A 22,838-nucleotide genomic window follows, 5' to 3' on the forward strand; every position below is an offset into this window, starting at 1 on the left:
ACGCTCGCGCGGTCCCGGCGCCGCCGCACGGCGCGCGAGGCGCGGCGCAGGGTCGATGCGTCGGATCCGAGCGCACGCGCGCGAACGCCGCCCGTGAGTCGCGGGCGGCGTTCGCGCGGTGGAGCGCCTGCAGTGGAGCGCGCTCGGGTGGGCGCGTCCGGCGAGCGGCGCGCTCGGCGGCGCTATCCCGCGCCGCTGCCCGCGAGGCGCGCGCTGCGCCCGGGGTGCACGAGGCTGGCGGCGAGCCCGGCCACCACCGACGCCGTCAGGACGAGCGCCGAGCCGGCGGCCTCCGGCTTGAGCGTCATGAGCGCCAGGATCCCCAGCCCGATCGCGATCCTCACCCGGAGTGACCCCGTCAGCGCGGCGCTCCCCTGGCCCGCCCGGAACGCGGGCGAGAGCACCGCGCCGTCCTCCGTCGCGAGCGCCGCCCGGAGCCGCCGCATCGCGCGCCCGCTCACGCCGCCGCCCGCGATCCCCATCCCGACCATGCCGATGAAGGCGGCGAGGATCCACGGCCGGTGGCCCCAGGTCGTCGCCATCATCCAGGCTCCGGAGGCGAGCGCCACGAGCATCGCGCCGGGGAGGAGGCGCCCGGGCAGCGCGTGCAGCCGGAGCCAGACGCCGGCCTCACCCGGAGTCTCCGCCCGCCGGAGCCCGCCGAGCGCGACGGTCTCGATGCCGAGCGCGACGTAGACGCCGACTCCGGCGAGGACGTGGAGGAACATCAGGATCGCATACGTGTTCATGGGTCACCGCCTCTCCCGCGTCCGGCATTGCAGGTGGCGGGCCACGCCCTGCGGCGCGTCGGCGCTGCGAGCTTCGCGCCGGCGGCGCCGGCGCGAGCGGCGGCGGATGCGCAGATCGCTCCTTTCCTGAGCACCCGCCCCGGCGACGCCGTCGCGCCGCTCGCGACGGGCTCGGCTCGAGCGAGCGGTGCGGCGTCAGGCCGCGCCGCCGGCGCCGAAGTCCGCGGCGATCTCGTAGCGGCGGAGGCGCTCGGTGAGCGTGTTGCGGCTGATGCCCAGCCGGCGAGCAGCCTCCGACTGGTTGCCGCGGACGGCGGTCATCGTCCGGGCGATCACGTTGCGCTCCAGCGCGTCGAGCTGCTCCCGCAGGGTCCGGGCGCCCTCGGGATCGCCGTCGTCGCCGTCGCCCGCGGGGACGCCGCCGTCCCGAGGCGTGACGGGCTCCGCCGAGACGGTCGCGGTGAACGCGCTCGGCTCGAGCTCGCCGCCGCCGCTCAGGGCCACCATGCGCGCGACCACGTTCTCGAGCTGGCGCACGTTCCCCGGCCAGTCGGCGGCCCGCAGGCGCTCCACGAGCGCGGGGGCGAGGCGGACCTCCTCGGCCCCGAAGCGCTCCGCGTAGCGGTGCGCGAACTCGTGCGCGAGCGCCGGGATGTCCTCCCGGCGATCGCGCAGCGGGGGGACCACGAGCTCGACGACGGCAAGCCGATAGTAGAGGTCCTCGCGGAAGTGGCCGGCGCGGACCTCGGCGGCGAGGTCGCGGTTCGTGCACGCGACGATGCGCACGTCCACCTTCTCGACCCGCCCGGAGCCGACCGGCTGGATCTCGCCGTCCTGCAGGGCGCGCAGGAGCTTCGCCTGGATCGCGAGGGGGAGCTCGCCCACCTCGTCGAGGACGAGCGTGCCGCCGTTCGCCTCGGCGAAGAACCCGGGGCGGGCCTGGTTGGCGCCGGTGAACGCGCCGCGCGTGTGGCCGAAGAGCTCCGCCTCAGCCAGCTCCGCCGGGATCGCGCTGCAGTTGAAGCGGACCAGAGGGCCGTCCGCGCGCCGGCTCTGGGCGTGCAGCAGCGATCCGATGAGCTCCTTGCCCGTGCCGGTCTCGCCACGCACGAGGACGGTGATCTCCTTCGCCGCCACCCGCGACGTCGCGTCGAGGAGGTGCCGCATCTCCGCCGACTCGCAGACGACGCGCCGCCCGATGGCGTGCTCCGCGGTGAGCTGGCGGTTGCGCTGGCGCAGCCCGCGGGCCTCGACGGCGCGCTCCAGCGCGACGAGCATCTCGTCCACGTCGAACGGCTTCGTGACGTACTCGTACGCGCCCGCCTTGATGGCGCGCACCGCGAGCCGCTCCGAGCCGTGCGCCGTGAGCAGGATCACGGGGAGGCTCTCGTCGCGCTCGCGGACGGCGCGCAGGAGGTCCATCCCGTCCATCTCGGGCATGGAGAAGTCGGTCACCACCGCGTCGGCGCGATCGACGAGCTCGAGCGCCTCGGCGCCGGAGCGGGCGACGAGCGGCTCCCACCCGCGTCCCTGGACGAGCTCCCTCAGCGCGACGCGCACCGACGGCTCGTCATCGACGAGTAGGACACGCGGCATCGCACGCCCCCGTGGACACGCGCGGGAGGGTGACCTTGACGCGGGTTCCCTTGCCCGGCTCGCTCTCGTACCGCATCGACCCTCCGTGCTGCGCGATCACCGAGCGGGCGAGCACGACGCCGAGGCCGGTGCCGTCCTCGCGCGTGGTGAAGAACGGCGTCCCGATGTGCTTCAGCGTTTCGGGCGGCATCCCCCGGCCGTTGTCGCGGATCACGATCTCTGCCTCGTCTCCCGCCGGCCGGACCTCCACCACCACCTCGCCGCCCGGCGGCGTGGCCTCGATCGCGTTCGCCACGAGGTTGAGGAGCGCCTCCTTGATCCGGCGCGGGTCGGCCTCGAGCGTCGCGTCGCCCTGCGCGTACAGCCGCACGCGCGCCTCGTCGGCGCGCGCCGAGAGCACGACCAGCGCGTCCGAGACGAGCGGACCGAGCTCCACCCGCCGCGGCGTGACCGCCTGGAGCGGGCGCGTGAACGACAGGTAGTTGTGGAGGATCTCCTGCATCCGCGTGACCTCGCGCTCCACCACCTCCAGCCGCTCGTGCGACGGCGCCTCGGCCGGGTTCCGCAGCCCGAGCTGGACGAGCGCCTTCACGCCGGTGAGCGGGTTCTTGAGCTCGTGCGCCACCTTCGAGCCGATCTGCTCGAGGCTCTGGGCGCGGGCGAGCGCGTCGGCCGCCATCTCCTTGCGCGCCCGCGCGAACGCGTCGCGTCGCTTGCGGGCCCGCGCGTGGACCGGCGCGAGCAGGAGGCCGACGCCCAGGACGCTCACCAGCGTGAGGAAGGTGTGGGCCGGACCCGCGACCTCCGGCCCGGTGATGGAGCGCGGAAGGAGCGCGATGACGCCCACCTCGAGGGCGGTCGCGCCGAGCAACAGGCGCGTCTGGCGGCGGTCGCCGACCGCCGCCACGGCCGCGACGTACGCCCCCATGATCGTGAGGAGCAGCGGGCTGCGGATCCCGCCGGTGACGGTCACCGCCACGCCCATGGTGAGGAAGAAGCAGGCCTGGGCGGCGACGACGATCCAGGCGAGCTGGTCGATGTCGGCGTTCACGCAGAGCTTGATGTCGCGCTTGCGCCAGGTGAGGTAGTGAGCCTTCTGGACCGCCGCGGCGAGGGCCAGGATCACGATCCTGCCGGCGGGGTAGCCGGTCGCCGCCAGCGCCGCCACGGCGATCAGGTGGAAGACGACGGGGAGCAGGTCCTCGCTCGGCCAGCGCACGCCGCTGTGCACGGACGGCACCGCTCCGGCCGACCGGGGCACCAGGGGGGGCTGCAGGCGGGCGAACCCGATCATCGTGCTCGATCCTTCCGCAAGTTCCGGGCCGGACGTCAGGGTTCGCTCCATGCCCACGCTTTAACGGGGGAACACGCCCGCGACCCGCCTCCTGCCCAACGGGGATCTCTTCAGGTCGCGCAGATCGCTCAAGAACTGAGCAGCCCGGCGACACATTCAAGGACCCGAGGCGACGCGGCGAGATAACGTCATTTTCGCGGGGACGCGACGGCGCTAGACCGGAGCTCGGAGGGGAACGGAGGTGACGACGTGCACATCGACGTGAGGACGCGTGGTTTCTCCATCACCCCCGGCCTGCGCGACGCGATCGAGCGGCGGCTCTCGTTCGCGCTCGACCGGTACGAGCAGCGCATCGCCGGGGTGCGGGTCGTGGTCGGGGATCTGAACGGGCCGAGGGGCGGCGAGGACAAGTCCTGCCGGGTGGAAGTCCGGCTGCGCGGGGCGCGCACGGTGCGCGCGACCGCCCTCGACTCGGACGCGTACACCGCGATCGGCGCCGCAGCACATCGCGCCGGACGCGCGGTCGGGCGTACCCTGCAGCGGGAGCGGGCCACGATGCTCGAGCTGCTGTGGCTCGCGCGATCGCTCTCGCGGAGCCCATCCGCGGCGTGAACCCAGCGGCGACCTCTCCCCCGCGTCGCGCGTGGGAGGGGTCGCCCTCCGGAGGAGGAGAACGGGTGAAGACCTTGCAGTCGTGCTTCGAGGCGAACCGCGCCTGGGCGGCGAGGATGCGGGAGCGCGAGCCGGGCTTCTTCGAGCGGCTCGTCCACGCGCAGAAGCCGGAGCTCCTGTGGATCGGCTGCTCCGACAGCCGCCTACCCCCCGATCAGGTGGTGGGACGCCTGCCGGGCGAGATCTTCGTGCACCGCAACGTGGCGAACGTGGTGGTGCACACCGACGTGAACTGCCTCTCGGTCCTGCAGTACGGGATCGAGGTCCTCGGCGTGAGGCACGTCATCGTGTGCGGCCACTACGGCTGCGGCGGCGTGAGGGCCGCCATGGAGGCCACCCCGCTCGGCCTCATCGACAACTGGCTGCGGCACATCCGCGACGTCTACCTCGTGAACCGCGCGGAGCTCGACGCCATCGCCGACGCGGACGCGCGCGAGGATCGCCTGTGCGAGCTCAACGTCGCCGCGCAGGTCGCGAACGTCTGCCACACCACCATCGTGCAGGGCGCCTGGACGCGGGGCCAGGAGCTCACCGTGCACGGCTGGATCTACGATCTCGCGGACGGGCTCCTGCGCGACCTCGATCTCACGGTGGATCGGGCCGAGCAGATCCCGCCGATGTTCCGGGTCCGCTGAGGAGGGCCGAGCCCGGGCGGGCAGGCGCCCCGAGGCCTACGCGGCGTCCGCCGTCGCCGGCTCGGCGCGCAGGCGCCGGTACGCGAGGAGCATCGCGACGCGCCAGCGCACGATCATGCCGAACGCGAGCAGGAAGAAGAGCGCGCCCGTCTGCACCTGCGTCACGACCTGCTCGATGTAGACGCGGAGCACGAACCGCACCGCGACGAGCCCGAGCAGGATCCAGAGGAACGCGCTCGAGCGCTGCATCACGACGGCGTCGCCGCTGCGGACGAGCCGGGAGGTGCGGGAGAGCGGGTACGAGAACACGAGCGCCCCCGCAGCGAACGCGGCGCTCGCGTAGCTCCACGGCACCCGCGCGGCGGGCGCGAGGAACATGAGGAACCCGGTGCTCATCCCGAGCGGAGGGATGACGATCTTCCGGGTGGAGATCGGGCTCCTCGTCTCGCGCATCCGCCAGCCGATCATCACCGCGGCGCCGGCGAGCGAGACGAGGACGACGACGGCGGTGGGGACGTGGCCGAGAGGCATCGAGGTTCCATTGCGCCGGACGGGGCGCGTCGCTTGGCGAGAGAGGATACAGCGGGTCGCCGGCCGGACGCGACCGGCCGGGCGGCCGCGGGCCCGCCGCGAGACGGGAGGCTCACCCGCGCTCGCGCACCATCGACAGGAGCATCTTGAACCGCTCCGTCGCCTTCACCGCGTGCGGCACGCCCGCGGGCATGAGCACCGTCTCGCCCGCCCTCGCCGGCACGCGCTCGCCGCCGATGGTCAGCTCGACCGCCCCGTCGAGCACCTGCACGAACGCGTCGAAGGGCGCCGTGTGCTCCGACAGCTCCTGCCCGGCGTCGAACGCGAACAGCGTGAGCGAGCCGCCCGGCGCCTTCGCGAGCGTGCGGCTCACCACGGAGCCAGCCACGTACTCCACCTGCTGCTCCAGCCTGACCGCCTTCGCGCGCGGCAGCTCATTCTTGAGGACGTTCATGCCCCCTCTCCAATGCGAAGGCCCTGCCAGCACGAAACCTCCGTGAAATCAGGCCAGTGGTCGGCTACGAGCCCGCGTCACCGCGCTTTCGGTACCGACATCGCGGTGCGGCGTCGCGGTGCGGCGCCGAGGGTCCCGGCGAGCGAGCGACCCGGCGCGTCCCCGGTGGCGGCCTCGTGCCTTCGACGATCGCCGAGGGCCCGGAGCGGGTGGGCGCTTCTCCGCGCGCCGCGCCCGCGGCTCACCGGGCGCGATCATGGGCGTACGTACGCACGCGCGGTGCGGCCCCACCCGAACAGCGCGCCCCGCCCGACCCGTCCGCGCGCTGGACGCCGGCGGTAGCGTTCCCTCGAGAGCGCCGGCGGCGGCGCCGCGCGTGGATCGCGCGTGAGCGCGCGTCAGGCGAAGGAGGCGCGCATGGTCTTCCGGGACAGGGAGCAGGCAGGACGGCTGCTCGCGGAGGAGCTCGGGAGACTCCGCGCGGAGCGGCCCGTGGTGCTCGGGCTCACGCGGGGCGGCGTGCCCGTCGCCTTCGAGGTGGCGCGCGCCCTCGACGCGCCGCTCGACGTCGTGGTGGTCCGCAAGATCGGCGCGCCGGGATCTCCGGAGTACGCCATCGGCGCCATCGCCGAGGGCGGCGCGGTGTTCGTGCGCCGCGACGCGCTTCGCGAGGTGGGCCTCACCGAGGCGGACGCCGCCGAGCTCGCCGAGCGCGAGGTCGTCGAGCTCGCGCGGCGCGTCCGGCGCTACCGAGGCGATCGCCCGCCGGCGGAGGTCGCGGGGCGCACGGTCATCGTGGTGGACGACGGCGTCGCGACCGGGGCCACCGCCCGCGCCGCGGCCCGCGGCGCGAGGCAGCGGGGCGCCGCGCGCGTGGTGCTCGCTGCGCCGGTCGTCGCGGCGGCCTCGGTGGCGGAGCTCCGCGCGGACTTCGACGAGGTGATCGCCCTCGAGCTCCCCGAGCCGTTCTACGCGGTGGGCGCCTGGTACGAGCGGTTCGACCAGGTGTCCGACGAGCAGGTGGTGAAGAGCCTGCGGCGCGCCCGGGGCGAGCCGGCGGAGGGCGAGGTCGGCGAGCTCTGGAATGGAGAGTGGACCGCGCCCTTGGGCGCCGATCCGCCGGGCTCCGAGGCCGAGATCCTGTCGATCCCCTTCGACGGCCCGGCCGGCGGTCCGGGGGTCCTGGAGGGGGAGCTCGCCGTCCCCGATCGCGCCCTGGGGCTCGTCCTGTTCGTCCACGGGAGCGGCTCGACGCGCCGGAGCCCCCGCAACCAGCTCGTCGCGCGCGCGCTGCGGCGCGCCGGCCTCGCCACCCTCCTCTTCGATCTGCTCACGCCGCCCGAGGCGGCCGAGGACGAGGTCACGGCGGAGCTCCGGTTCGACATCGAGCTGCTCACCGGCCGCGTCGTCTCCGCGACGCGCTGGATCGCGGCCCTGCCCCGCGTGCGCGGGCTGCGCCTCGGCTACTTCGGCGCGAGCACGGGCGCCGCCGCCGCCCTCGCTGCGGCCGCGGAGCTCCCCGAGCTCGTCGGGGCGGTCGTGTCGCGCGGAGGCCGTCCCGATCTCGTGCCCGCGGCGGTGCTGGAGCGGGTGCGGGCGCCGGTGCTCCTCGTGGTCGGCGGCCGGGACTCCACCGTGCTGCGGCTCAACCGCTCCGTGCTCCCGCACCTCCGCTCAGCCGAGCTGACGATGGTGCCGGGCGCGAGCCACCTGTTCGAGGAGCCGGGCGCGCTCGAGTCGGTGGCCCGGCTCGCGGCGCGCTGGTTCGAGCGGACCTTCTCGGCGCCGGCGGCGCTCACTCCGCCGCCTTTCGCCTGAACGTGGGAGGAGGCTCGTCATGCGCAAGGCAGTCCCGTTCCTCGACGTCCCCATCCGCCGGGTCATGACCCCGCAGCCGGCGACGGTCGGCCCCGAGGACTCGCTGGGGGACGCAGCGGGCGCGATGGTGCAGGGCGGGTTCAGGCACCTGCCGGTGGTCGACGCGGACGGGTCGGTGGTCGGGATGCTCTCCGAGCGCGACCTTCGCGCGCGGCTCGGGACCGAGCTCGAGCGCTTCGCGGACGCCGCGCTCGACCTCCTCTCCGAGGAGGTCGAGGGCACGCTGCGCCCCGATCCGGTCACGATCCCGAGCACGGCGACGGTGCGGGACGCGCTCGAGATCCTCGCGGACGAGCGCGTCGGCGCGCTACCGGTCATGGACGGAGAGCGGCTCGTCGGGATCGTCTCTTACCTCGACCTGCTCGTGTACCTGCGCAGGGAGGCGCCTCCGGCGCCCACCCGGGGGGTGGAGCGAGCGGAGCCGCCCCGGCGCCGGGCACCGTCCCGGAAGCCGCCCGCGCGCAAGCCGCCGTCGCGGCAGACCGGCGCGCGCGGGGGTCGCCGCCGCGCGACCCGCTGACGGCGCGCTGGACACCCCCTGCGACACGATGCCTCGACCGCGTTGCCCCTCGATCGAGGGCTTTCGCAAGGGCTCCCGCCGCGGTTGGATCATCGACGGGGGCTGCTCATGACCACGGTCGCGGTCGTCTCGTTCGTCGTGCTCGTCGCGGTCGCGACGGTCCACGCCGTGCTGCCGGCGCGGACCCGGGCGCCGGTCAGCGGATCGCGTACGTCACGGACACGCTCGCGTCGATCTCGAGCTCGCCCGGCGTGACCGGCGCGCCGTCCGTCGCCACCATCGCCTGCGTCCGGTACTTCGCGAGCGGGATCGGCCGTTCGGCGGCGCCCTCCTCGATCGCCACCACCGCGCCCAGCGAGACCCCGGCCGCCTTCGCCATCGCCTCCGCCTTCGCCCGGGCGACCGCGACCGCGTTCGCGAGCGCCTCCTGGCGCTGCGGGGCCGGATCGTCGCGCTCGAAGGTGAGACCCCGCAGCGAGTTCGAGCCTGCGGCGACCACGCGCTCCAGGATCTGGCCGAGCTTCGCGAGATCGCGCACGGTCACGCGAACCTCGTCCACCACCGTGTAGCCGGTGATGTCCCGAGGCTTCCCGTCCACCCACGGACGCTCCACCTGCACGTCGTGGCGCGTCGTCTGGACGTCCTTCTCGGCGACGCCGGCCTTCGCGAGCGCGTCGATCATCCGCCGCATCTTCGCCGCGGCGTCCGCGACGGTCGGCGCGAGGGTCTTGCCGGTCGCCTCGATCCCCGCGAGCACCACCGCGACGTCGGGCCGGACCCTCACCCTGCCCTCTCCCGTCACGCGGAGCGTCCGGTCGAGGCTCCGCACCTCGACGGCGGGCGAGGCGGCGAGCACCGACTGCGCGGCGGGCGCGGGGACCTGAGCGGCGGCGGCGCGGGTCGCGCAGCCGAGCGGAACGAGCAGCAGGAGGGCGAGAGGGCGGGTCGTGGACATGGCTGCGTTACATACCTCGGCTCCGCCCCGCGAGGACGCGCCGCCGTGTCGCCGTGCGGGGCAGGTCGGCGCGCGCACTCCCCGCATGGGCGCGCGATGACGGGGTCGCTCTCGCCTAGGATGCGCCCCTTCGATGACCGACGGCTGCCCGATCCTCGTCGTCGACGACGACACCGACCTGCGGGAGACGCTCGGGGAGCTGCTCGAGGAGGAGGGCTACGACGCGCACCTCTGCGAGAACGGCCGCGTCGCGCTCGACCGCCTGCGCAAGGGGGAGCGCCCCGCGCTCATCCTCCTCGATCTCATGATGCCGGAGATGAACGGCTGGCAGTTCCGCGAGGAGCAGCTGCGCGACGCGCAGCTCGCGGAGATCCCTGTCGTCGTCATGACGGCGAGCCGCGGCTTCGAGGGACACCCCATCACCGCCTCCGAGATCCTGTACAAGCCCGTCGGCCTCGGCGATCTCATCGAGGCGGTCGAGCGGAACGTCCGGCCCCACTAGACGGGCCGCCCACGCCGCCCGCGCGGCGAAGCGAGGCGCAGCCGCCGTGCGCCAGCCCGTCGACTCCGGCCTGGCGTGCTATGACGCTGCCCCGCATGGCAGAGCCGGGCCTCCTCCAGATCGCGCTCCTCACGCTCGTCGCGCTCGTCGCCGGCGTCATCGACGCGATCGCCGGCGGCGGCGGCCTGCTCACCGTCCCCGCCATCCTCTGGGCCGGCCTCCCGCCGCACCTCGCCCTCGGCACGAACAAGGGCCAGTCGGTGTTCGGCTCGTTCGCGGCGCTCGCCCGCTTCACGCGCGGAGGGCTCGTGGACGGCCGCCGGGCGCGCATCACCTTCCCCCTGGGGCTCGCCGGCTCGCTCGGCGGAGCGGCGCTCGTCCTCGTAACGCCCCCCTCCGCGCTCCGGCCGATCGTCGTCGCGCTGCTCGCCTTCGCCGCGGTGTTCGTCGGCCTGCGCAGGGGGCCGCCGCCCCGGCTCGAGGACGCCGCCCCGCCCCGCAGCGCGGCGGCCATCGCGGGCGCCATCGCCCTCGCCGTCGGCGCCTACGACGGCTTCTTCGGGCCCGGCACGGGGACGTTCCTCATCGTCGCCTTCGTGGCGCTGCTCGGGGACGGGCTCTCCCGAGCGTCGGCGAGCGCCAAGGTCGTGAACTTCGCCTCCAATCTCGCGGCGGTCGCCCTCTTCGCGTCCCGCGGCGTCGTCCTCTGGCGGATCGCCCTCCCCATGGCGGCGGCGCAGCTCGCGGGCGGCTGGGTGGGCGCCCACCTCGCCATCCGGCGCGGCGACGCCCTCATCCGGCGGGTGGTGGTCGCGGTGGCGCTCGTCCTGGCCGCCAAGCTCGCCTGGGACATGCGCAACCCATGACGTGACGCGGCAAGCCTCCCCCGCGCGAGGCGCGCTTGCTACACTGCCGCGGCGAAACGCCCCTCCAGGAGGAAGCCGCGCGATGAGCCGAACCGTCTCGGCCGAGGAAGCCGTCTCCGTCGTCAAGTCGGGCGATCGCGTCTTCATCCACAGCGTCGCCGCCGCGCCGCAGCGGCTCGTGGACGCCCTCACGGCGCGCGCGAGCGAGCTGCGCGTCGTCGAGATCGTGTCGCTGCACACGGAGGGGCGCGCGCCCTACGCCGCCCCCGAGCACGCGAAGAGCTTCCGCGTGAACGCGCTGTTCGTCGGCGCCAACTACCGCGCGGCGGTCGAGGAGGGGCGGGCCGACTACCTGCCGGTGTTCCTCTCCGAGGTGCCGAAGCTGTTCCGCTCCGGCGTCCTCCCGCTCGACGTCGCGCTCGTCCACGTGTCGCCGCCCGACCGCCACGGCTTCTGCTCCCTGGGCGTGTCGGTGGACGTCACGCGGGCGGCGGTGCAGACCGCCCGCACCGTCATCGCGCAGGTGAACCCGCGCATGCCGCGGACGCACGGCGACGGCCTCATCCACGTCGACGCGATCGACTACCTCGTGGAGGTGGACGAGCCGATCCACGAGCTGCCGGAGCGCGAGCTCACGGAGGCGGAGCGCGCGATCGGGCGCCACTGCGCGGAGCTCGTGGAGGACGGCGCGACGCTCCAGCTCGGGATCGGCGCCATCCCGCAGGCGACCTTCGCGTACCTCGGCGATCACCAGCGGCTCGGCATCCACACCGAGATGCTCTCCGACGGCATCGTCGACCTCGTCGACAAGGGCGTCATCACCGGCGAGGCGAAGCGCGTCCACCCGGGCAAGATCGTGGGCGGGTTCGCCGTCGGCACCCGCAAGCTCTACGACTTCCTCCACGACAACCCGCTCGTGGCGATGCTCGACATCGCGTACGTGAACGACACGGCAGTCATCCGCCGGAACCCCCGGGTCACCGCGATCAACAGCGCCATCGAGGTGGATCTCACCGGCCAGGTGTGCGCCGACTCCATCGGCGACCGGCAGTACTCGGGCGTGGGCGGGCAGATGGACTTCATCCGCGGCGCGGCGCTGTCCGACGGTGGCAAGCCCATCATCGCCCTGCGCTCGACCACCGCGGCGGGCGAGCCGCGCATCGTCTCGTACCTGAAGCCGGGCGCCGGCGTCGTGACCACCCGCGCCCACGTGCACTTCGTCGTGACGGAGCACGGGATCGCCGATCTCTTCGGCAAGAACCTGCGCCAGCGCGCGGCGGCGCTCATCGCGATCGCCCACCCCGCGCACCGCGACGCGCTCGCCGCCGAGGCCCGCCGCCGCTTCGGCAGCTGGTGATCCGGCGGGCCGAGCGCCCGCCTTCCGGGAGTTCACCGATCCGGCGCCTGCGCGCCGCGGCCGCGTCACGCCGTGCGCGCACGATCCCCGCTCCGTCGAGCCGCGGCCCCGGACGCGGCGGCGGGTTGCGGTAGCCCGGGGGAGTACAAATTCTCTTAACCGACCACGTCACGCACGCGAGAGACGACGAAACGCGCGTCCGGAGGGCCGAGGCGATGCCAGGCGCTTGCAAATTCGTCCGGGAGTCAGAGGCCGGTCGGACGGTGATCCGCCTGTCCGGCGTCTTCGACCGGACGTCCGCCGCCGAGCTGGCGGAGCGGCTCGAGGCGGAGCGCGGAGGCGAGGTGGTGCTCGACTTCAGCCTGATCCGCGAGTTCGCCGACCTGGGCGTCGCCGCGCTCGCGCACGAGCTCGCCGGCGGCGACCGGCGCCTGCTGCTGCGCGGCCTGCGCCAGCACCAGCTCCGCATCTTCCGCTACTTCGGCGTGGACGTGGAGGCCTTCCAGCACCCGCAGGCGCCCGCGCTGCACTGAAACGGCAGGCGGCGTGCCTCGGGGGGGCCGGGGGGGGCCCCCCCCCCCCCCGGGGGGGCGCCCCCCCCCCCGCCCCCCCCCCCCCCCCCGCCGCCCCCCCCCGCGCCCCGCGCCCCGCGGCGCGGCTCGTCGCCGCTCTCCTCCTCGCGGACGGCGCCCTCCTCCTCCTCCGTGCCGAAGTACCCCTCGTAGTACGGCTCCCGCCGCGGCGGCAGATCCGTCCGTGGGGTCTCGTCGCGGCCTTCCTTCCGGCGCTCTTCCTCGGGCTTTCGCGGCATACGCCCTCCTCACGTCCCCGAAAACCTGCGCTCCCGTGCCGCCGCCGTGAAGCGGCACCCCGCGTCGGGCCCCACCCGGCGTTGCCGCGGGCCGACGGGCGCACGATCGTACTCAGGGGGGACGATCCATGGCTCGAGCGATCTGGAGCGGAGCGCTGACGTTCGGCCTCGTGAACATCCCGGTGAAGCTCGTCACCGCGGTGACGCAGAAAGAGGTCCGCTTCAACATGCTCCACGACAAGGACGGCGGGCGGATCCACCTGAAGCGCTTCTGCGCCAAGGAGGACGTCGAGGTCCCCTACGAGCACATCGTGAAGGGCTACGAGATCTCGAAGGGGAAGTACGTCGCCCTCGATCCCGACGAGCTCGAGAAGTTCGACCCCAAGGCGACGCACACGGTGGACATCCACGACTTCGTGGAGCTCGCCGAGATCGACCCCATCTACTACGACCGCACCTACTACCTCGTGCCGGAGGCGAGCGCCGCGAAGCCGTACGCCCTCCTGCTCGACGCGATGCGCCGCTCGGGCAAGGTGGCGATCGCGACGTTCGTGCTGCGCACGCGCGAGTCGCTCTGCTGCGTTCGCCCCATCGAGGACGCGCTCGCGCTCTCGACCATGAACCGCGCCGACGAGGTGATCCCGGTGTCCTCGCTCGACCTCCCCCGGCACGCGAAGCCCGCCGAGCGCGAGCTCGCGATGGCCGAGCAGCTCGTCGGCTCCCTCACGACCGCGTTCGAGCCCGAGCGCTACCCCGATACGTACCGCGAGCGCGTCCTGGAGCTCGTCGAGAAGAAGGCGGAGGGCGAGACGATCGAGGCCCCCGAGGCGGAGCGCGCGCCCGCCGAGGTGGTGAGCCTCGCGGATGCGCTGTCCGCCAGCCTCGCCGCAGCGCGCCGGCGGGGGGGCGAGCCCGCCGCGCACCCGGCGCGAGGCGAGCGGCGACACCGGCCCGCCGTGGCGGCGCGCGCCGCCGGCAAGAAGAAGGCGGCGAGGAAGAAGCGGCCGTGACCGCCCGCCCCCAGCGGCCGGCGGCGAGGCGCGCTCCCGCGAGCGAGCCCGGGCCCAAGCGGCCCGCCGCGCGGCGGGCCTCCGCGAGCAAGGCCGGCGTCGAGGTCGAGGTCGGGGGGCGCCGCCTCGTCCTCAAGAACCTGGACAAGGTCTTCTACCCGGAGGCCGGGTTCACGAAGGGCGACGTCGTCGACTACTACGCGCGGATCGCGCCGGCGCTGCTGCCGCACCTGGCTGGCCGGCCCCTCACCATGAAGCGCTACCCGGAGGGCGTCGAGGGCATGTTCTTCTACGAGAAGCGCTGCCCCCCTCACCGGCCGGAGTGGGTGCACACGGCGAAGGTGTGGAGCGAGCGGAACGACGAGTTCATCGACTACTGCGTCGTGAACGACCTCCCGTCGCTCATCTGGGCGGCGAGCATCGCCGACCTCGAGCTGCACACGTCGCTGTCGCTCGCGCACGCGATCGACACGCCGACGACGATCGTGTTCGACCTCGACCCCGGCCCGCCCGCGGACGTCGTGACCTGCTGCGACGTGGCGCTCCTCGTCCGCAAGCTCCTGCACCGCCTGGAGCTCGAGGTCTACCCAAAGACCTCCGGCTCGAAGGGTCTCCAGCTCTACGTCCCGCTCGGCGGCAGGGCGACCTACGACGAGACGAAGCCCTTCGCCCACGCCGTGGCGCAGGTGCTCGAGCGGGGGCACCCGAAGCTCGTGGTGGAGCGGATGAAGAAGGACCTCCGCGTGGGGAAGGTGCTCGTCGACTGGAGCCAGAACGATCCGCACAAGACCACGGTCTCCGTGTACTCGCTGCGGGCCCGGGCGCGCCCGACGGTGTCCGCCCCGGTGACCTGGGCAGAGGTCGAGAAGGCGGCGCGCACCCGCCGCGGCGACGGCCTCGTGCTCGAGGCGAAGGACGTCCTTCGCCGGGTCGAGCGGATGGGCGACCTGTTCGAGCCGGTGCTCACCCGCCGGCAGCGGCTCCCCGGTCCCGACGGCGTCGAGCGGGTGCGTCTCTCCTGAGGGGCCGCTGGAGGATCGCGAGGAGGCGAGCGACGCGAGCCTCCCGCCCGGAGCCGCGCGCTGCGCCGGAAGCCCGACCGGGCCGCTCCCTCGGCCGCACCCCGAGACGTGACGACCTGAGGGCCCCGTCGGATCGCCCGCCGGCCCGCTGCGCCGGCCGCGCGCCGGCCGCAACTTCTCACTCGGACACGGGCGGCGCCGAGGCGCGGAGGAGAACGGGATGGATCAGCATGAGCGCTTGATCGAGGCAGGGGCGCGGGAGCCCTCGGCCCCCCGGCCGGACCCGCTGCGGGCGGCGAAGACCCGGGACCTCGTGACGCAGCTCGCCCAGAAGGCGAGCCTGCTCGCCCGGAAGGAGGTCGAGCTCGCGAAGGCGGAGCTCAAGGAGGACCTCCGCTCGGAGATCAAGATGGCGAGCGGGCTCGGCGTCGCGGGCGTCTGCGCGCTCATGGTGCTCCAGCTGCTCCTCACGGCGATCGTGTTCGCGCTGTTCGAGGCCCAGGTGATGCCAGGCTGGGCGGCGTCGCTCCTCGTGGCGGCGGTGGTGCTCGCGGTGGGGACCGCGGTCGGGCTGTGGGGCTGGGCGAAGCGCGTGAGGAAGCCGCTCGACACGACCCGTCGCTCCCTCCAGGACAACGTTCGCTTCGCGAAGGAGCGGATCGCATGAAGGACGGATCCCCGCAGAACGTCAGCCGCGTCTCGGGCGAGATCGAGGCGCTCCGCAACGACCTCGGCGCGCTCATCGGAGAGCTGGACCGCCGGCGGCACGAGCTGTTCGACCTGCGGCTGCAGGCGAAGCGCCACCCCGTGGCCGTCATCGGCGCCGGGGTCGTGGCCGCGCTGGTGGTCGGCGGCCTCGTCGCGTTCGCGGTCCGCTCGCGCCGCGAGGCGCAGCGTCCGAGCCGCAGGGCGCGCGAGACGGCCCGCGCCCTCTCGCGCCTCATGGAGCACCCGGACCGGGTGGCCGCGGAGCAGTCGATGCGGGACAAGATCCTCGCCGCGGCCGGCATCGCCGCCGGCACCGCGATCGCGAAGCGGCTCGTCGACCGGCTCGTCGCCCCCACGCCCGCTCCGCGCCGCGCGCGCGGCAACGGCGCCGCCGGCGAGGTCCGGACGCACGCCTGAGCGGCTAGCCCCGGTGCGGCGCGGCGGCCGGCGCGACGACCGCCCGCGCCGGCCGCGCCGTCACTGCGCCCGGTCCTGGAGCGCGTGCACGCCCGTCGCGTGCGCGCAGTGGGCGCAGCAGAACTGCTTGCCGCCCGCCTCCACGCCGTGGCCGATCACCCGGCACCCGCAGTGCGCGCAGCGCGGCGCGAGCGCCTGGATGGCGCACTCGAAGCTGTCGAACACGTGCCGCTTGCCGCCCGCCGTCACCTCGAAGGCCTTGTCGTACTCGTTCCCGCACACCTCGCAGCTTCCGGTCATCGCTCCCCTCCCTCGCTCTGCCGTCCGCCGGCGAGCCGTCGCGCCGTGCCGCGTGTCGGACGCCGCCGTGGATCATGGCCACTCGCGCGCGCGCCAGCACCGCCGCTGACAATGCCCACCTGCGTGCCAAGGCTTTCACGGGTGATGGACGGAGGGACCCGCCGCGGAGCTGGGCGGGCGTTCGACCGAGGGAGGAGACACATGGCACGCGTGGAGAAGAGCATCGAGATCGAGCGGCCGGTCCGGATGGTCTACGACCAGTGGACGCAGTTCGAGGAGTTCCCGCGCTTCATGGAGGGCGTCGAGGAGGTCCACCAGATCGACGACACGACGCTCCACTGGATCGCGAAGGTCGGCGGGAAGCGCGAGGAGTGGGAGGCGGAGATCGTGCAGCAGGTCCCGGATCAGAGCATCGCCTGGCGGCACACCGCCGGCGCGGTGAACTCGGGCGTCGTGCTGTTCACGCCGCTCGACGGGCAGCGCTGCCGCGTGACGCTCGCGCTGGAGTACGATCCCAAGGGCTTCGTCGAGAAGGTCGGCGACGTGCTGGGCGTCGTGTCCCGGCGCGTCGAGGGCGACCTCCAGCGCTTCAAGCGCTTCATCGAGGAGCGCGCGAGCGAGACCGGCGGGTGGCGCGGGGAGGTGCACCCCGGCGACCATCACGCGCATTAAGGCAGCGCCTCGAGCGCCGCCCGCACGGCGGCGAGCCCCACGTGGAGCCGCGCGCCGTCCCACAGCGCGGGCGTGGCGCTCCCGCCGTGCGCCGCGAGCGCGTCGCGGTGCGCGTCGAAGGCGACGTTGCGGAAGTCGATCACGCCCTCGAGCCCGAGCGCGACGACGCGCTTTCGCGCCGCGGCGGAGTCCGGCTCGGAGATCCGGTGGAACAGCTCCGGCGCGGCCATGCCGCGCTAGGCGATCTCGGGGAGGCCCAGCGTCACCGGGCGGCGCTCCGGCACGCCCGACTCCGCCGTGACGCGCACCACGCGGTGGCAGGCGGGATCGGCGAGCACCTTGCGCACCAGGGCCTGGTTCAGCGCGTGGCCGCTCTTCACGGCGGTGAGCGCGCCGACCACCGGCATGCCCAGCAGGGCGAGATCGCCGATGGCGTCGAGCACCTTGTGCCGGGCGAACTCGTCGGGGAAGCGCAGGCCCTCCGGGTTCAGTATCGAGAACTCGTCGATCACGATCGCGTTGTCGAGGCTGCCGCCCTTGGCGAGGCCGGCCGCCTGCATCCGCTCGATGTCGCGCCTGAAGCAGAACGTCCGCGCCCGCGCCACCTCGCGCTCGAAGGCGCGATCCGACAGCGACACCCGGAACGACTGGTTGGTGACGAGCGGGTGGTCGAAGTCGGCGGTGAAGTCGACGACGAAGCCGTCGGCCGGCTCGAGGCGCGCGAGCTTGTCGCCGTCGCGGATCTCGACGGCCTGGTCGACCACGAGGTAGCGGCGGCCGGCGCGCAGCTGCTGCACGCCCGCCTCCTGGATGAGGCAGACGAACGGCGCCGCGGAGCCGTCCACGATGGGGACTTCCGGCCCGTCCACCTCGACGCGGCAGTTGTCGATCCCCATCCCGGAGAGCGCCGCGAGCACGTGCTCGACGGTGGACACGCGCGCGCTGCCGAGGGCGACGCTCGTGGAGAGCATCGTGTCGACGACGAGGTCGTTCTTGGCGGGGATCTCGACGCCGAGATCCATGCGCACGAAGGTGATGCCAGAGTCGGCCGAGGCCGGCGCGAGCGTGAGGGTCGCGGGCTTGCCGGAGTGGAGTCCCACCCCTGTGCAGCTCACGCGCTTCGCCACCGTTCGCTGGTTCCAGTAGGTCATCATGATGAAGGTCCGGTGGGCTCGTCGGCCCGTGCGGCACCCTTCCGAGCAATCGATGTGCCAATCACCTCGGAATTCGGCCGCTTTTCGTCCCCGGCTTGGGCCTGCGCCAACCCCTCGTAGCTCCCCGGGAATCCGGCCGCCGGCGGCGGGCGCTCGCCCGCTCTCTCGCTCGCGGGGGCTCGCGCCCTCATTCCCTGTGACGGGACCGCGACATCCGTGTCAGGCCGGCACGGGCGAACGACTATTTTCGTGCGGCGGCTTATAGCACGTGCGACCCGAGGCGAACGCTTGATCCCACTGAAAGACGACACCCCGCTCGAGCGCACACCCGTCATCACCATCGCCCTCATCGCCCTCAACGTCGCCGTCTACCTCTGGCAGATCGACGCGCTCGCGCTGCCGGCGCTCGTGGCCTCCGGCGGCGACGTCGTCGCCTTCATGAGCGCGCGGCTGAACGAGACGGCGCTCCGGGGCGGGGCGATCCCCTACGAGATCCTCACGCTCACCGACCCCTGGCCGCGCGCGTACGTGCCCGTCCCGCTCACGATCTTCACGAGCATGTTCCTGCACGGCGGCCTCATGCACCTCGGGTCGAACATGCTGTTCCTCTGGATCTTCGGGAACAACGTCGAGGACGCCCTCGGCCGCGGCCGGTTCGTGCTCTTCTACCTCGCCTCCGGCGTCGCGGCCGCGCTCGCGCAGACGGTCGCGTCCGCGGCGAGCGGCGACGTCTACGTGCCGATGGTCGGCGCGAGCGGCGCGATCGCGGGCGTGCTCGCTGCGTACATGACGCTCTTCCCGCGCGCGCGCGTGCTCTCCGCGATCATCATCTTCATCTTCATCCGGCTCGTGGCGGTCCCCGCGTCCTTCTTCATCGGGCTCTGGTTCGCGCTGCAGATCCTGTCGGTGGTCTTCGGCGGATCGCCGGGCGTGGCGGTGATCGCCCACGTGTTCGGGTTCGTGGCGGGGTGGCTCCTCGTCCGCGTGATGGGGCGGCGCGGCACCTGGCGCGCGCGACGCATGTCGTGGTGAGGCGCGGCGTCTCGCGTCCCCCGCGAGCACCGAGGAGTCCCTGCGCCGCAGCTTCAGATCAGGCTGCCCTGCTTGCCGTGCGGCCTCTCGCGCCCCAGGTGCGCGTAGGCCGGCGGCAGCGCCACGCGGCCGCGCGGCGTGCGCGCGAGGAAGCCCTCGCGCACGAGGAACGGCTCGTAGACGTCCTCGAGCGTGTCGCGCTCCTCGCCGACCGCCGCCGCGACGGCGTCGATGCCGACCGGGCCCCCGCCGAACGTATCGAGGACCACGGTGAGGATCCGGCGGTCCATCGCGTCGAGCCCGCGCGCGTCCACCTCCAGCCGCGCGAGCGTCGTCTCGACGATCTCGCGCGTGAGGCGGCCGTCCCCCTGGACCTCCGCGAAGTCGCGGGCACGCTGCAGGAGCCGGATGGCGATGCGCGGCGTGCCGCGGGCGCGCCGCGCGAGCTCCTCCGCGCCGGCGGGCTCCACCGGCAGCGCGAGCTTCCGCGCCGCGCGCACCGCTATCTCGCGGAGCTCCGCCGGCTCGTAGTAGCCGAGCCGCTCCTGGATGGGGAAGCGGTCGCGGAGCGGGCTCGCGAGGAGCCCGGTGCGCGTGGTCGCGCCGACGAGGGTGAAGCGCTCGAGCTTCATCTCCATGGTCTGCGCGCCGAGCCCGGCGCCCAGGACGACGTCGAAGCGGAAGTCCTCCATCGCCGGGTAGAGCGCCTCCTCCACCGCGGGCGAGAGCCGGTGGATCTCGTCGATGAAGAGGATGTCGCGTGGCGCGAGCGCGGTGAGGAGCCCGGCGAGGTCGCCCTTCTTCACGAGCGCGGGGCCGCTCGTGACGTGGAGCGCGACGCCCAGCTCGCGGGCGAGGATGTGCGCGAGCGAGGTCTTGCCGAGGCCCGGCGGTCCGGAGAGGAGGACGTGATCGAGCGCCTCGCCGCGCGCCTTCGCGGCCTTCGCGTACACGCGGAAGTTCTCGACGAGCTTCTCCTGCCCGACGTACTCCTCGAACGTGGCCGGCCGGAGCGACTGCTCGAGCCGCTCCTCGCCGTCGGTCGCCCTGGGCGACACCTCGCGCACGGGTATGCCGGTCATCGATCGGCGGAGGCTAGCACGCTGCCCCGACAGCAGCGCTCCTGCGTCTCACTGCGGCCGGGGCGGACCGTCGCGACCCTCGCGCGGGTCAGCCGCGCAGCCGCTTCAGCGCCTCGCGGAGCAGCGCGTCGAGCTTCTTCCCCTCCGCCTCGTCGCGCAGCGCGTCGGCGGCGGCGTCGGCCTGGGGCGGCTTGTAGCCGAGGTTCACGAGCGCCTGGCGGAGCTGCTCGAGCACGCCCGCGCCGGGCTTCGCCCGCCCCGGGCCGGCGGCGCGCGCGAGGAGCGCGAGCTTCTCCTTCAGCTCCACGACGAGCCGCTCGGCGGTCTTCTTCCCGACGCCGGGCACCTTCGTGAGCCGCGCCACGTCGGCGCCCGCGACCGCCTGGGCGAGCTCGCGCGCGTCGATGCCGGAGAGGATGTTCTGCGCCGCGCGCGGGCCAACGCCCTTCACGTCGATGAGCGCGCGGAACACCGCCTCCTCGTCCTCCGTCGCGAAGCCGTAGAGCTCGATGGCGTCCTGGCGCACGTTCGTGAACGTGCGGAGCGCGGCGTCGCCGCCCTGCGGCGGCAGGGTCGCGAGGGACACGGCGGAGAGGTGGACGAGATAGCCGACCCCGCCCACGTCGAGCACGACGTGGTCCGCGCCCTTCTCGGCGACCTTCCCGGAGAGCCGCGCGATCACGCGAGCCCCCGGTGATCGCGGCGCGAGGGCCGCAGGCGCGCGGCGGCGCGGGCGGCGCGATCGCGGGCGGGGACCGGCGCGACGGCGTCCTCGCGCGCCCGGCCGGCGGACGGCACGGCGACCGCGACGTTCCGGACGGACGGGAGCGCGAGCCGCCCCGCGCGGCGCGCGAGGTGGCAGACGGCGACCGCGAGCGCGTCGGCCTCGTCGGAGAGGTCGGGCGCGGCGCCGAGGAGCATGCGGGCGGTGCGGAGCATCTGGTCCTTCGACGCGCGGCCGGAGCCGGTGAAGGCGAGCTTCACCTCCGAGGGCGCGTACTCGAACACGGGGAGGCCGGCCTGCGCGGCGGCGGCGAGCGCGACCCCGCGGGCCTGGCCGAGCACGAGGGCGGAGCGCGCGGAGACGCCGCAGAAGACCTGCTCGACCGAGACCTCCGCCGGGCCCGAGCGGCGGATCACCTCGGCGAGGCCCTCGAGGATGCGCGCCAGCCGCTCGGCCATGGGGCGGTCCGCGCCGGGGACGAGCACCCCCGACGCGAGGACGACGAGCCGCGTCCCCTCGCGCGCCACGACGCCGTAGCCGCAGCGGCGCGAGCCGGGGTCGATCCCGAGGGCGATCACGAGGGCAATGTAGCAGAGGGCGGGCGACCGTAAAGCGAACGCCCGGCGCGGCCTCATGCGGTGCGCGGCGGCGACCCTCGCGGCGCTGGGGCCGGGGCGGCGCCGCGGGCGAGCGACGCCGCCGCGGCGAGCACGGCCACCGCAGCGCCGGCGCGGAGCGCGAGCGCGTAGCCGCCGAGGAACGCCTCGCCGCTCGCGCCGGGTCCGGCGCGCAGCGCGAACAGCGCGCCCGCGAGCCCCACCCCCGCCGCCATCCCGGCACTCCGCGCGGTCGCGAGCAGGCCGCCGCCCGAGCCGAGCCGCTCGCGCGGCAGCGCGCCCATGACGAGCGCGTTGTTCGGCGCCTGGAAGAGCCCCATCCCGGCGCCGCACAGGGCGAGGCGCGCCGCGAACCCGGCGGCGCCGCCCTGCGCGCTCGCGAACGACAGCGCCGTGAGGCCCGCCGCGAGGAGCAGCATCCCGACCGCGGGGAGCCACCGCCCCCCGAGGCGATCGGCGATCCAGCCGGAGAGCGGCGACGCCACCGACAGCGCCAGCGGGACCGCGGCGAGGACGAGCCCGAGCGACCCGGGGGCGAGCCCGAGCACGCGCGCGAGGAAGAAGGGCGTGAGGAACGTCTGCGAGAACATCGCGGCGTAGGAGAGCAGCCCCGCGACGAGGCCCCAGGTGAAGAGCGGGATCCTGAACAGCCGCGTGTCGAGCAGCGGCCCGCCCGCGTTCCCGCCGCCGCGCGCGAGGACCCGCAGCGCCCAGGCCGCGCCGGCGATCCCGATGGGCACGTTCACGTAGAAGATCCAGCGCCAGGAGAGGTGCGTGAGGATGAGGCCCCCGAGCGGCGGCCCCGCGGTGAGGCCGAGGGCGACGACGGTGCCGGCCGCCCCGAGCGCGCGCCCGCGCATGCTGGCCGGGAACGCCGCGGTGATGATCGCCGGTCCGATCGCCATCATCGCGCTCGCGCCCAGCGCCTGGACCCCGCGCGACAGGACGAGCACGCCGAGCCCGCCGGCGAGCCCGCAGAGCGCCGACCCCGCCGTGAACACGAGGAGCCCGGCGGTGTAGACGGCGCGGTGCCCGAACCGGTCGCCGAGCCGGCCGAGGGGGACGAGCGTCGCGGTGATCGCGAGCAGGTACGCGTTCACGACCCACTGCAGCGGCCCGACCGCCGCGCCGAGCTCGCGGCCGAGGGTCGGCAGCGCGACGTTCACGATGTTGCCGTCGAGCGTCGCCATGACCGTACCGACCGCGACGACGGAGAAGGCGAGCCAGCCCTGGGGCGGCGTGGCGCTGGATGGGGGGAGGGGGCGGCGCAAGGGGGGTCG

General features: G+C 74.3%; 27 protein-coding genes. 14 read left to right on the plus strand and 13 right to left on the minus strand.

The annotated features are described in order from the left end of the window. Positions 1–182: 182 nt before the first annotated feature. From MLV88_RS08975 to MLV88_RS08985, 3 genes are all read right to left on the minus strand, one after another. Positions 183–749 (minus strand): hypothetical protein, encoded by a 567-nt coding sequence (locus MLV88_RS08975; RefSeq protein ID WP_242336782.1) that lies wholly within the window; start codon positions 747–749, stop codon positions 183–185. Between the two features lie 195 nt (positions 750–944). Continuing rightward, positions 945–2,345 carry a sigma-54-dependent transcriptional regulator gene (locus MLV88_RS08980; RefSeq protein WP_242336786.1) on the minus strand — a complete coding sequence of 467 codons (1,401 nt, stop codon included), beginning with the start codon at positions 2,343–2,345 and terminating at the stop codon, positions 945–947. After that, on the minus strand, positions 2,320–3,639 hold the full coding sequence (locus MLV88_RS08985) for a two-component system sensor histidine kinase NtrB (protein WP_242336789.1): 1,320 nt from the start codon (positions 3,637–3,639) through the stop codon (positions 2,320–2,322). Before MLV88_RS08985 ends, MLV88_RS08980 begins: the two co-directional genes overlap by 26 nt. 261 nt (positions 3,640–3,900) lie before the next feature. Between MLV88_RS08985 and MLV88_RS08990 the strand changes: the two genes are divergently transcribed. Together MLV88_RS08990 and can are read left to right on the plus strand one after the other, a co-directional pair. Then, positions 3,901–4,251, plus strand: coding sequence for an HPF/RaiA family ribosome-associated protein (locus MLV88_RS08990; RefSeq protein ID WP_242354050.1), 351 nt, complete (start codon positions 3,901–3,903; stop codon positions 4,249–4,251). Between the two features lie 65 nt (positions 4,252–4,316). After that, positions 4,317–4,946: a carbonate dehydratase gene (gene can, locus MLV88_RS08995; RefSeq protein WP_242336795.1), complete on the plus strand. Its 630-nt coding sequence runs from the start codon at positions 4,317–4,319 to the stop codon at positions 4,944–4,946. A gap of 36 nt (positions 4,947–4,982) precedes the next feature. Here the strand turns inward: can and MLV88_RS09000 are convergent, their stop codons facing one another. Further along, positions 4,983–5,477, minus strand: coding sequence for a CcdC family protein (locus MLV88_RS09000; RefSeq protein WP_242336798.1), 495 nt, complete (start codon positions 5,475–5,477; stop codon positions 4,983–4,985). Between the two features lie 112 nt (positions 5,478–5,589). Next, entirely contained in the window at positions 5,590–5,931 is a 342-nt protein-coding gene (locus MLV88_RS09005) for a cupin domain-containing protein (protein ID WP_242336800.1), read from the minus strand. Positions 5,932–6,348: 417 nt separating this feature from the next. Here MLV88_RS09005 and MLV88_RS09010 point away from each other — a divergent pair, with 417 nt between their 5' ends. Next, positions 6,349–7,749 carry a phosphoribosyltransferase family protein gene (locus MLV88_RS09010; protein WP_242354048.1) on the plus strand — a complete coding sequence of 467 codons (1,401 nt, stop codon included), beginning with the start codon at positions 6,349–6,351 and terminating at the stop codon, positions 7,747–7,749. Positions 7,750–7,768: 19 nt separating this feature from the next. Then, on the plus strand, positions 7,769–8,329 hold the full coding sequence (locus MLV88_RS09015; RefSeq protein ID WP_242336806.1) for a CBS domain-containing protein: 561 nt from the start codon (positions 7,769–7,771) through the stop codon (positions 8,327–8,329). A 196-nt stretch (positions 8,330–8,525) separates the two neighbouring features. Here the strand turns inward: MLV88_RS09015 and MLV88_RS09020 are convergent, their stop codons facing one another. Then, on the minus strand, positions 8,526–9,284 hold the full coding sequence (locus MLV88_RS09020; RefSeq protein ID WP_242336809.1) for an SIMPL domain-containing protein: 759 nt from the start codon (positions 9,282–9,284) through the stop codon (positions 8,526–8,528). Positions 9,285–9,417: 133 nt separating this feature from the next. Here MLV88_RS09020 and MLV88_RS09025 point away from each other — a divergent pair, with 133 nt between their 5' ends. The 8 genes from MLV88_RS09025 to MLV88_RS09060 all read left to right on the plus strand — a co-directional run bounded on the left by MLV88_RS09025 (position 9,418) and on the right by MLV88_RS09060 (position 15,977). Continuing rightward, entirely contained in the window at positions 9,418–9,786 is a 369-nt protein-coding gene (locus MLV88_RS09025) for a response regulator (protein WP_242336812.1), read from the plus strand. A 95-nt stretch (positions 9,787–9,881) separates the two neighbouring features. After that, a complete protein-coding gene (locus MLV88_RS09030; protein WP_242336815.1) occupies positions 9,882–10,652 on the plus strand; it encodes a TSUP family transporter in 771 nt (256 codons plus the stop codon). An 82-nt stretch (positions 10,653–10,734) separates the two neighbouring features. Further along, complete coding sequence (locus MLV88_RS09035; protein ID WP_242336818.1) at positions 10,735–12,009, plus strand: acetyl-CoA hydrolase/transferase family protein; 1,275 nt, start codon at positions 10,735–10,737, stop codon at positions 12,007–12,009. A 263-nt stretch (positions 12,010–12,272) separates the two neighbouring features. Further along, a complete protein-coding gene (locus MLV88_RS09040) occupies positions 12,273–12,542 on the plus strand; it encodes an STAS domain-containing protein (RefSeq protein WP_242336821.1) in 270 nt (89 codons plus the stop codon). Positions 12,543–12,948: 406 nt separating this feature from the next. Continuing rightward, the gene (gene ku, locus MLV88_RS09045; RefSeq protein WP_242354037.1) at positions 12,949–13,830 is read left to right on the plus strand and encodes a non-homologous end joining protein Ku; all 882 of its coding nucleotides are present in this window, start codon (positions 12,949–12,951) and stop codon (positions 13,828–13,830) included. Continuing rightward, the gene (ligD, locus tag MLV88_RS09050) at positions 13,827–14,852 is read left to right on the plus strand and encodes a non-homologous end-joining DNA ligase (RefSeq protein ID WP_243337323.1); all 1,026 of its coding nucleotides are present in this window, start codon (positions 13,827–13,829) and stop codon (positions 14,850–14,852) included. Before ku ends, ligD begins: the two co-directional genes overlap by 4 nt. A gap of 220 nt (positions 14,853–15,072) precedes the next feature. Beyond that, positions 15,073–15,519: a phage holin family protein gene (locus MLV88_RS09055; RefSeq protein ID WP_242372769.1), complete on the plus strand. Its 447-nt coding sequence runs from the start codon at positions 15,073–15,075 to the stop codon at positions 15,517–15,519. Next, a complete protein-coding gene (locus MLV88_RS09060; RefSeq protein WP_242341274.1) occupies positions 15,516–15,977 on the plus strand; it encodes a hypothetical protein in 462 nt (153 codons plus the stop codon). The genes MLV88_RS09055 and MLV88_RS09060 overlap by 4 nt, the downstream gene beginning before the upstream one ends. A 60-nt stretch (positions 15,978–16,037) precedes the next feature. Here MLV88_RS09060 and MLV88_RS09065 read toward each other — a convergent pair whose 3' ends face one another. Beyond that, a complete protein-coding gene (locus tag MLV88_RS09065) occupies positions 16,038–16,277 on the minus strand; it encodes a hypothetical protein (RefSeq protein WP_242341275.1) in 240 nt (79 codons plus the stop codon). A 201-nt stretch (positions 16,278–16,478) separates the two neighbouring features. On the opposite strand from MLV88_RS09065, the gene MLV88_RS09070 reads away from it, so the two are divergent. Beyond that, complete coding sequence (locus MLV88_RS09070; protein ID WP_242341276.1) at positions 16,479–16,949, plus strand: SRPBCC family protein; 471 nt, start codon at positions 16,479–16,481, stop codon at positions 16,947–16,949. Here MLV88_RS09070 and MLV88_RS09075 read toward each other — a convergent pair. Both MLV88_RS09075 and lpxC read right to left on the minus strand, forming a co-directional pair. Beyond that, on the minus strand, positions 16,946–17,179 hold the full coding sequence (locus MLV88_RS09075; RefSeq protein ID WP_242354033.1) for a hypothetical protein: 234 nt from the start codon (positions 17,177–17,179) through the stop codon (positions 16,946–16,948). The two genes, MLV88_RS09070 and MLV88_RS09075, sit on opposite strands and share 4 nt — an antisense overlap. A gap of 6 nt (positions 17,180–17,185) precedes the next feature. After that, complete coding sequence (gene lpxC, locus MLV88_RS09080; protein WP_243337325.1) at positions 17,186–18,100, minus strand: UDP-3-O-acyl-N-acetylglucosamine deacetylase; 915 nt, start codon at positions 18,098–18,100, stop codon at positions 17,186–17,188. Between the two features lie 291 nt (positions 18,101–18,391). Here lpxC and MLV88_RS09085 point away from each other — a divergent pair, with 291 nt between their 5' ends. Further along, positions 18,392–19,135, plus strand: coding sequence for a rhomboid family intramembrane serine protease (locus tag MLV88_RS09085; RefSeq protein WP_242341279.1), 744 nt, complete (start codon positions 18,392–18,394; stop codon positions 19,133–19,135). A 53-nt stretch (positions 19,136–19,188) separates the two neighbouring features. Here the strand turns inward: MLV88_RS09085 and ruvB are convergent, their stop codons facing one another. The 4 genes from ruvB to MLV88_RS09105 all read right to left on the minus strand — a co-directional run bounded on the left by ruvB (position 19,189) and on the right by MLV88_RS09105 (position 22,829). Beyond that, positions 19,189–20,217, minus strand: coding sequence for a Holliday junction branch migration DNA helicase RuvB (gene ruvB / locus MLV88_RS09090; RefSeq protein ID WP_242354028.1), 1,029 nt, complete (start codon positions 20,215–20,217; stop codon positions 19,189–19,191). 88 nt (positions 20,218–20,305) lie between these two features. Then, positions 20,306–20,899 (minus strand): Holliday junction branch migration protein RuvA, encoded by a 594-nt coding sequence (gene ruvA, locus MLV88_RS09095; protein WP_242341281.1) that lies wholly within the window; start codon positions 20,897–20,899, stop codon positions 20,306–20,308. After that, positions 20,896–21,519 carry a crossover junction endodeoxyribonuclease RuvC gene (gene ruvC, locus MLV88_RS09100; protein ID WP_242354013.1) on the minus strand — a complete coding sequence of 208 codons (624 nt, stop codon included), beginning with the start codon at positions 21,517–21,519 and terminating at the stop codon, positions 20,896–20,898. The genes ruvA and ruvC overlap by 4 nt, the downstream gene beginning before the upstream one ends. Positions 21,520–21,572: 53 nt before the next feature. After that, on the minus strand, positions 21,573–22,829 hold the full coding sequence (locus MLV88_RS09105; RefSeq protein WP_243337327.1) for an MFS transporter: 1,257 nt from the start codon (positions 22,827–22,829) through the stop codon (positions 21,573–21,575). Positions 22,830–22,838: the final 9 nt, after the last annotated feature.

Source organism: Anaeromyxobacter soli, assembly GCF_022808855.1.
GTDB classification, from domain to species: Bacteria; Myxococcota; Myxococcia; order Myxococcales; family Anaeromyxobacteraceae; genus Anaeromyxobacter; species Anaeromyxobacter soli.

What these genes read in the sequence shown, in the direction of transcription:
- MLV88_RS09030 (WP_242336815.1), top strand. Translation starts at nt 9,882, where the DNA reads ATGGCAGAGCCGGGCCTCCTCCAGATCGCGCTCCTCACGCTCGTCGCG.
- MLV88_RS09020 (WP_242336809.1), bottom strand. Translation starts at nt 9,284, where the DNA reads ATGTCCACGACCCGCCCTCTCGCCCTCCTGCTGCTCGTTCCGCTCGGC.
- MLV88_RS09065 (WP_242341275.1), bottom strand. Translation starts at nt 16,277, where the DNA reads ATGACCGGAAGCTGCGAGGTGTGCGGGAACGAGTACGACAAGGCCTTC.
- MLV88_RS09000 (WP_242336798.1), bottom strand. Translation starts at nt 5,477, where the DNA reads ATGCCTCTCGGCCACGTCCCCACCGCCGTCGTCGTCCTCGTCTCGCTC.
- MLV88_RS09025 (WP_242336812.1), top strand. Translation starts at nt 9,418, where the DNA reads ATGACCGACGGCTGCCCGATCCTCGTCGTCGACGACGACACCGACCTG.
- MLV88_RS09005 (WP_242336800.1), bottom strand. Translation starts at nt 5,931, where the DNA reads ATGAACGTCCTCAAGAATGAGCTGCCGCGCGCGAAGGCGGTCAGGCTG.
- MLV88_RS08975 (WP_242336782.1), bottom strand. Translation starts at nt 749, where the DNA reads ATGAACACGTATGCGATCCTGATGTTCCTCCACGTCCTCGCCGGAGTC.
- MLV88_RS09010 (WP_242354048.1), top strand. Translation starts at nt 6,349, where the DNA reads ATGGTCTTCCGGGACAGGGAGCAGGCAGGACGGCTGCTCGCGGAGGAG.
- MLV88_RS09055 (WP_242372769.1), top strand. Translation starts at nt 15,073, where the DNA reads ATGGATCAGCATGAGCGCTTGATCGAGGCAGGGGCGCGGGAGCCCTCG.
- MLV88_RS09075 (WP_242354033.1), bottom strand. Translation starts at nt 17,179, where the DNA reads ATGGCCGCGCCGGAGCTGTTCCACCGGATCTCCGAGCCGGACTCCGCC.
- MLV88_RS09035 (WP_242336818.1), top strand. Translation starts at nt 10,735, where the DNA reads ATGAGCCGAACCGTCTCGGCCGAGGAAGCCGTCTCCGTCGTCAAGTCG.
- MLV88_RS09015 (WP_242336806.1), top strand. Translation starts at nt 7,769, where the DNA reads ATGCGCAAGGCAGTCCCGTTCCTCGACGTCCCCATCCGCCGGGTCATG.
- MLV88_RS08980 (WP_242336786.1), bottom strand. Translation starts at nt 2,345, where the DNA reads ATGCCGCGTGTCCTACTCGTCGATGACGAGCCGTCGGTGCGCGTCGCG.
- lpxC (WP_243337325.1), bottom strand. Translation starts at nt 18,100, where the DNA reads ATGACCTACTGGAACCAGCGAACGGTGGCGAAGCGCGTGAGCTGCACA.
- ruvB (WP_242354028.1), bottom strand. Translation starts at nt 20,217, where the DNA reads ATGACCGGCATACCCGTGCGCGAGGTGTCGCCCAGGGCGACCGACGGC.
- MLV88_RS08985 (WP_242336789.1), bottom strand. Translation starts at nt 3,639, where the DNA reads ATGATCGGGTTCGCCCGCCTGCAGCCCCCCCTGGTGCCCCGGTCGGCC.
- ku (WP_242354037.1), top strand. Translation starts at nt 12,949, where the DNA reads ATGGCTCGAGCGATCTGGAGCGGAGCGCTGACGTTCGGCCTCGTGAAC.
- MLV88_RS09060 (WP_242341274.1), top strand. Translation starts at nt 15,516, where the DNA reads ATGAAGGACGGATCCCCGCAGAACGTCAGCCGCGTCTCGGGCGAGATC.
- MLV88_RS09070 (WP_242341276.1), top strand. Translation starts at nt 16,479, where the DNA reads ATGGCACGCGTGGAGAAGAGCATCGAGATCGAGCGGCCGGTCCGGATG.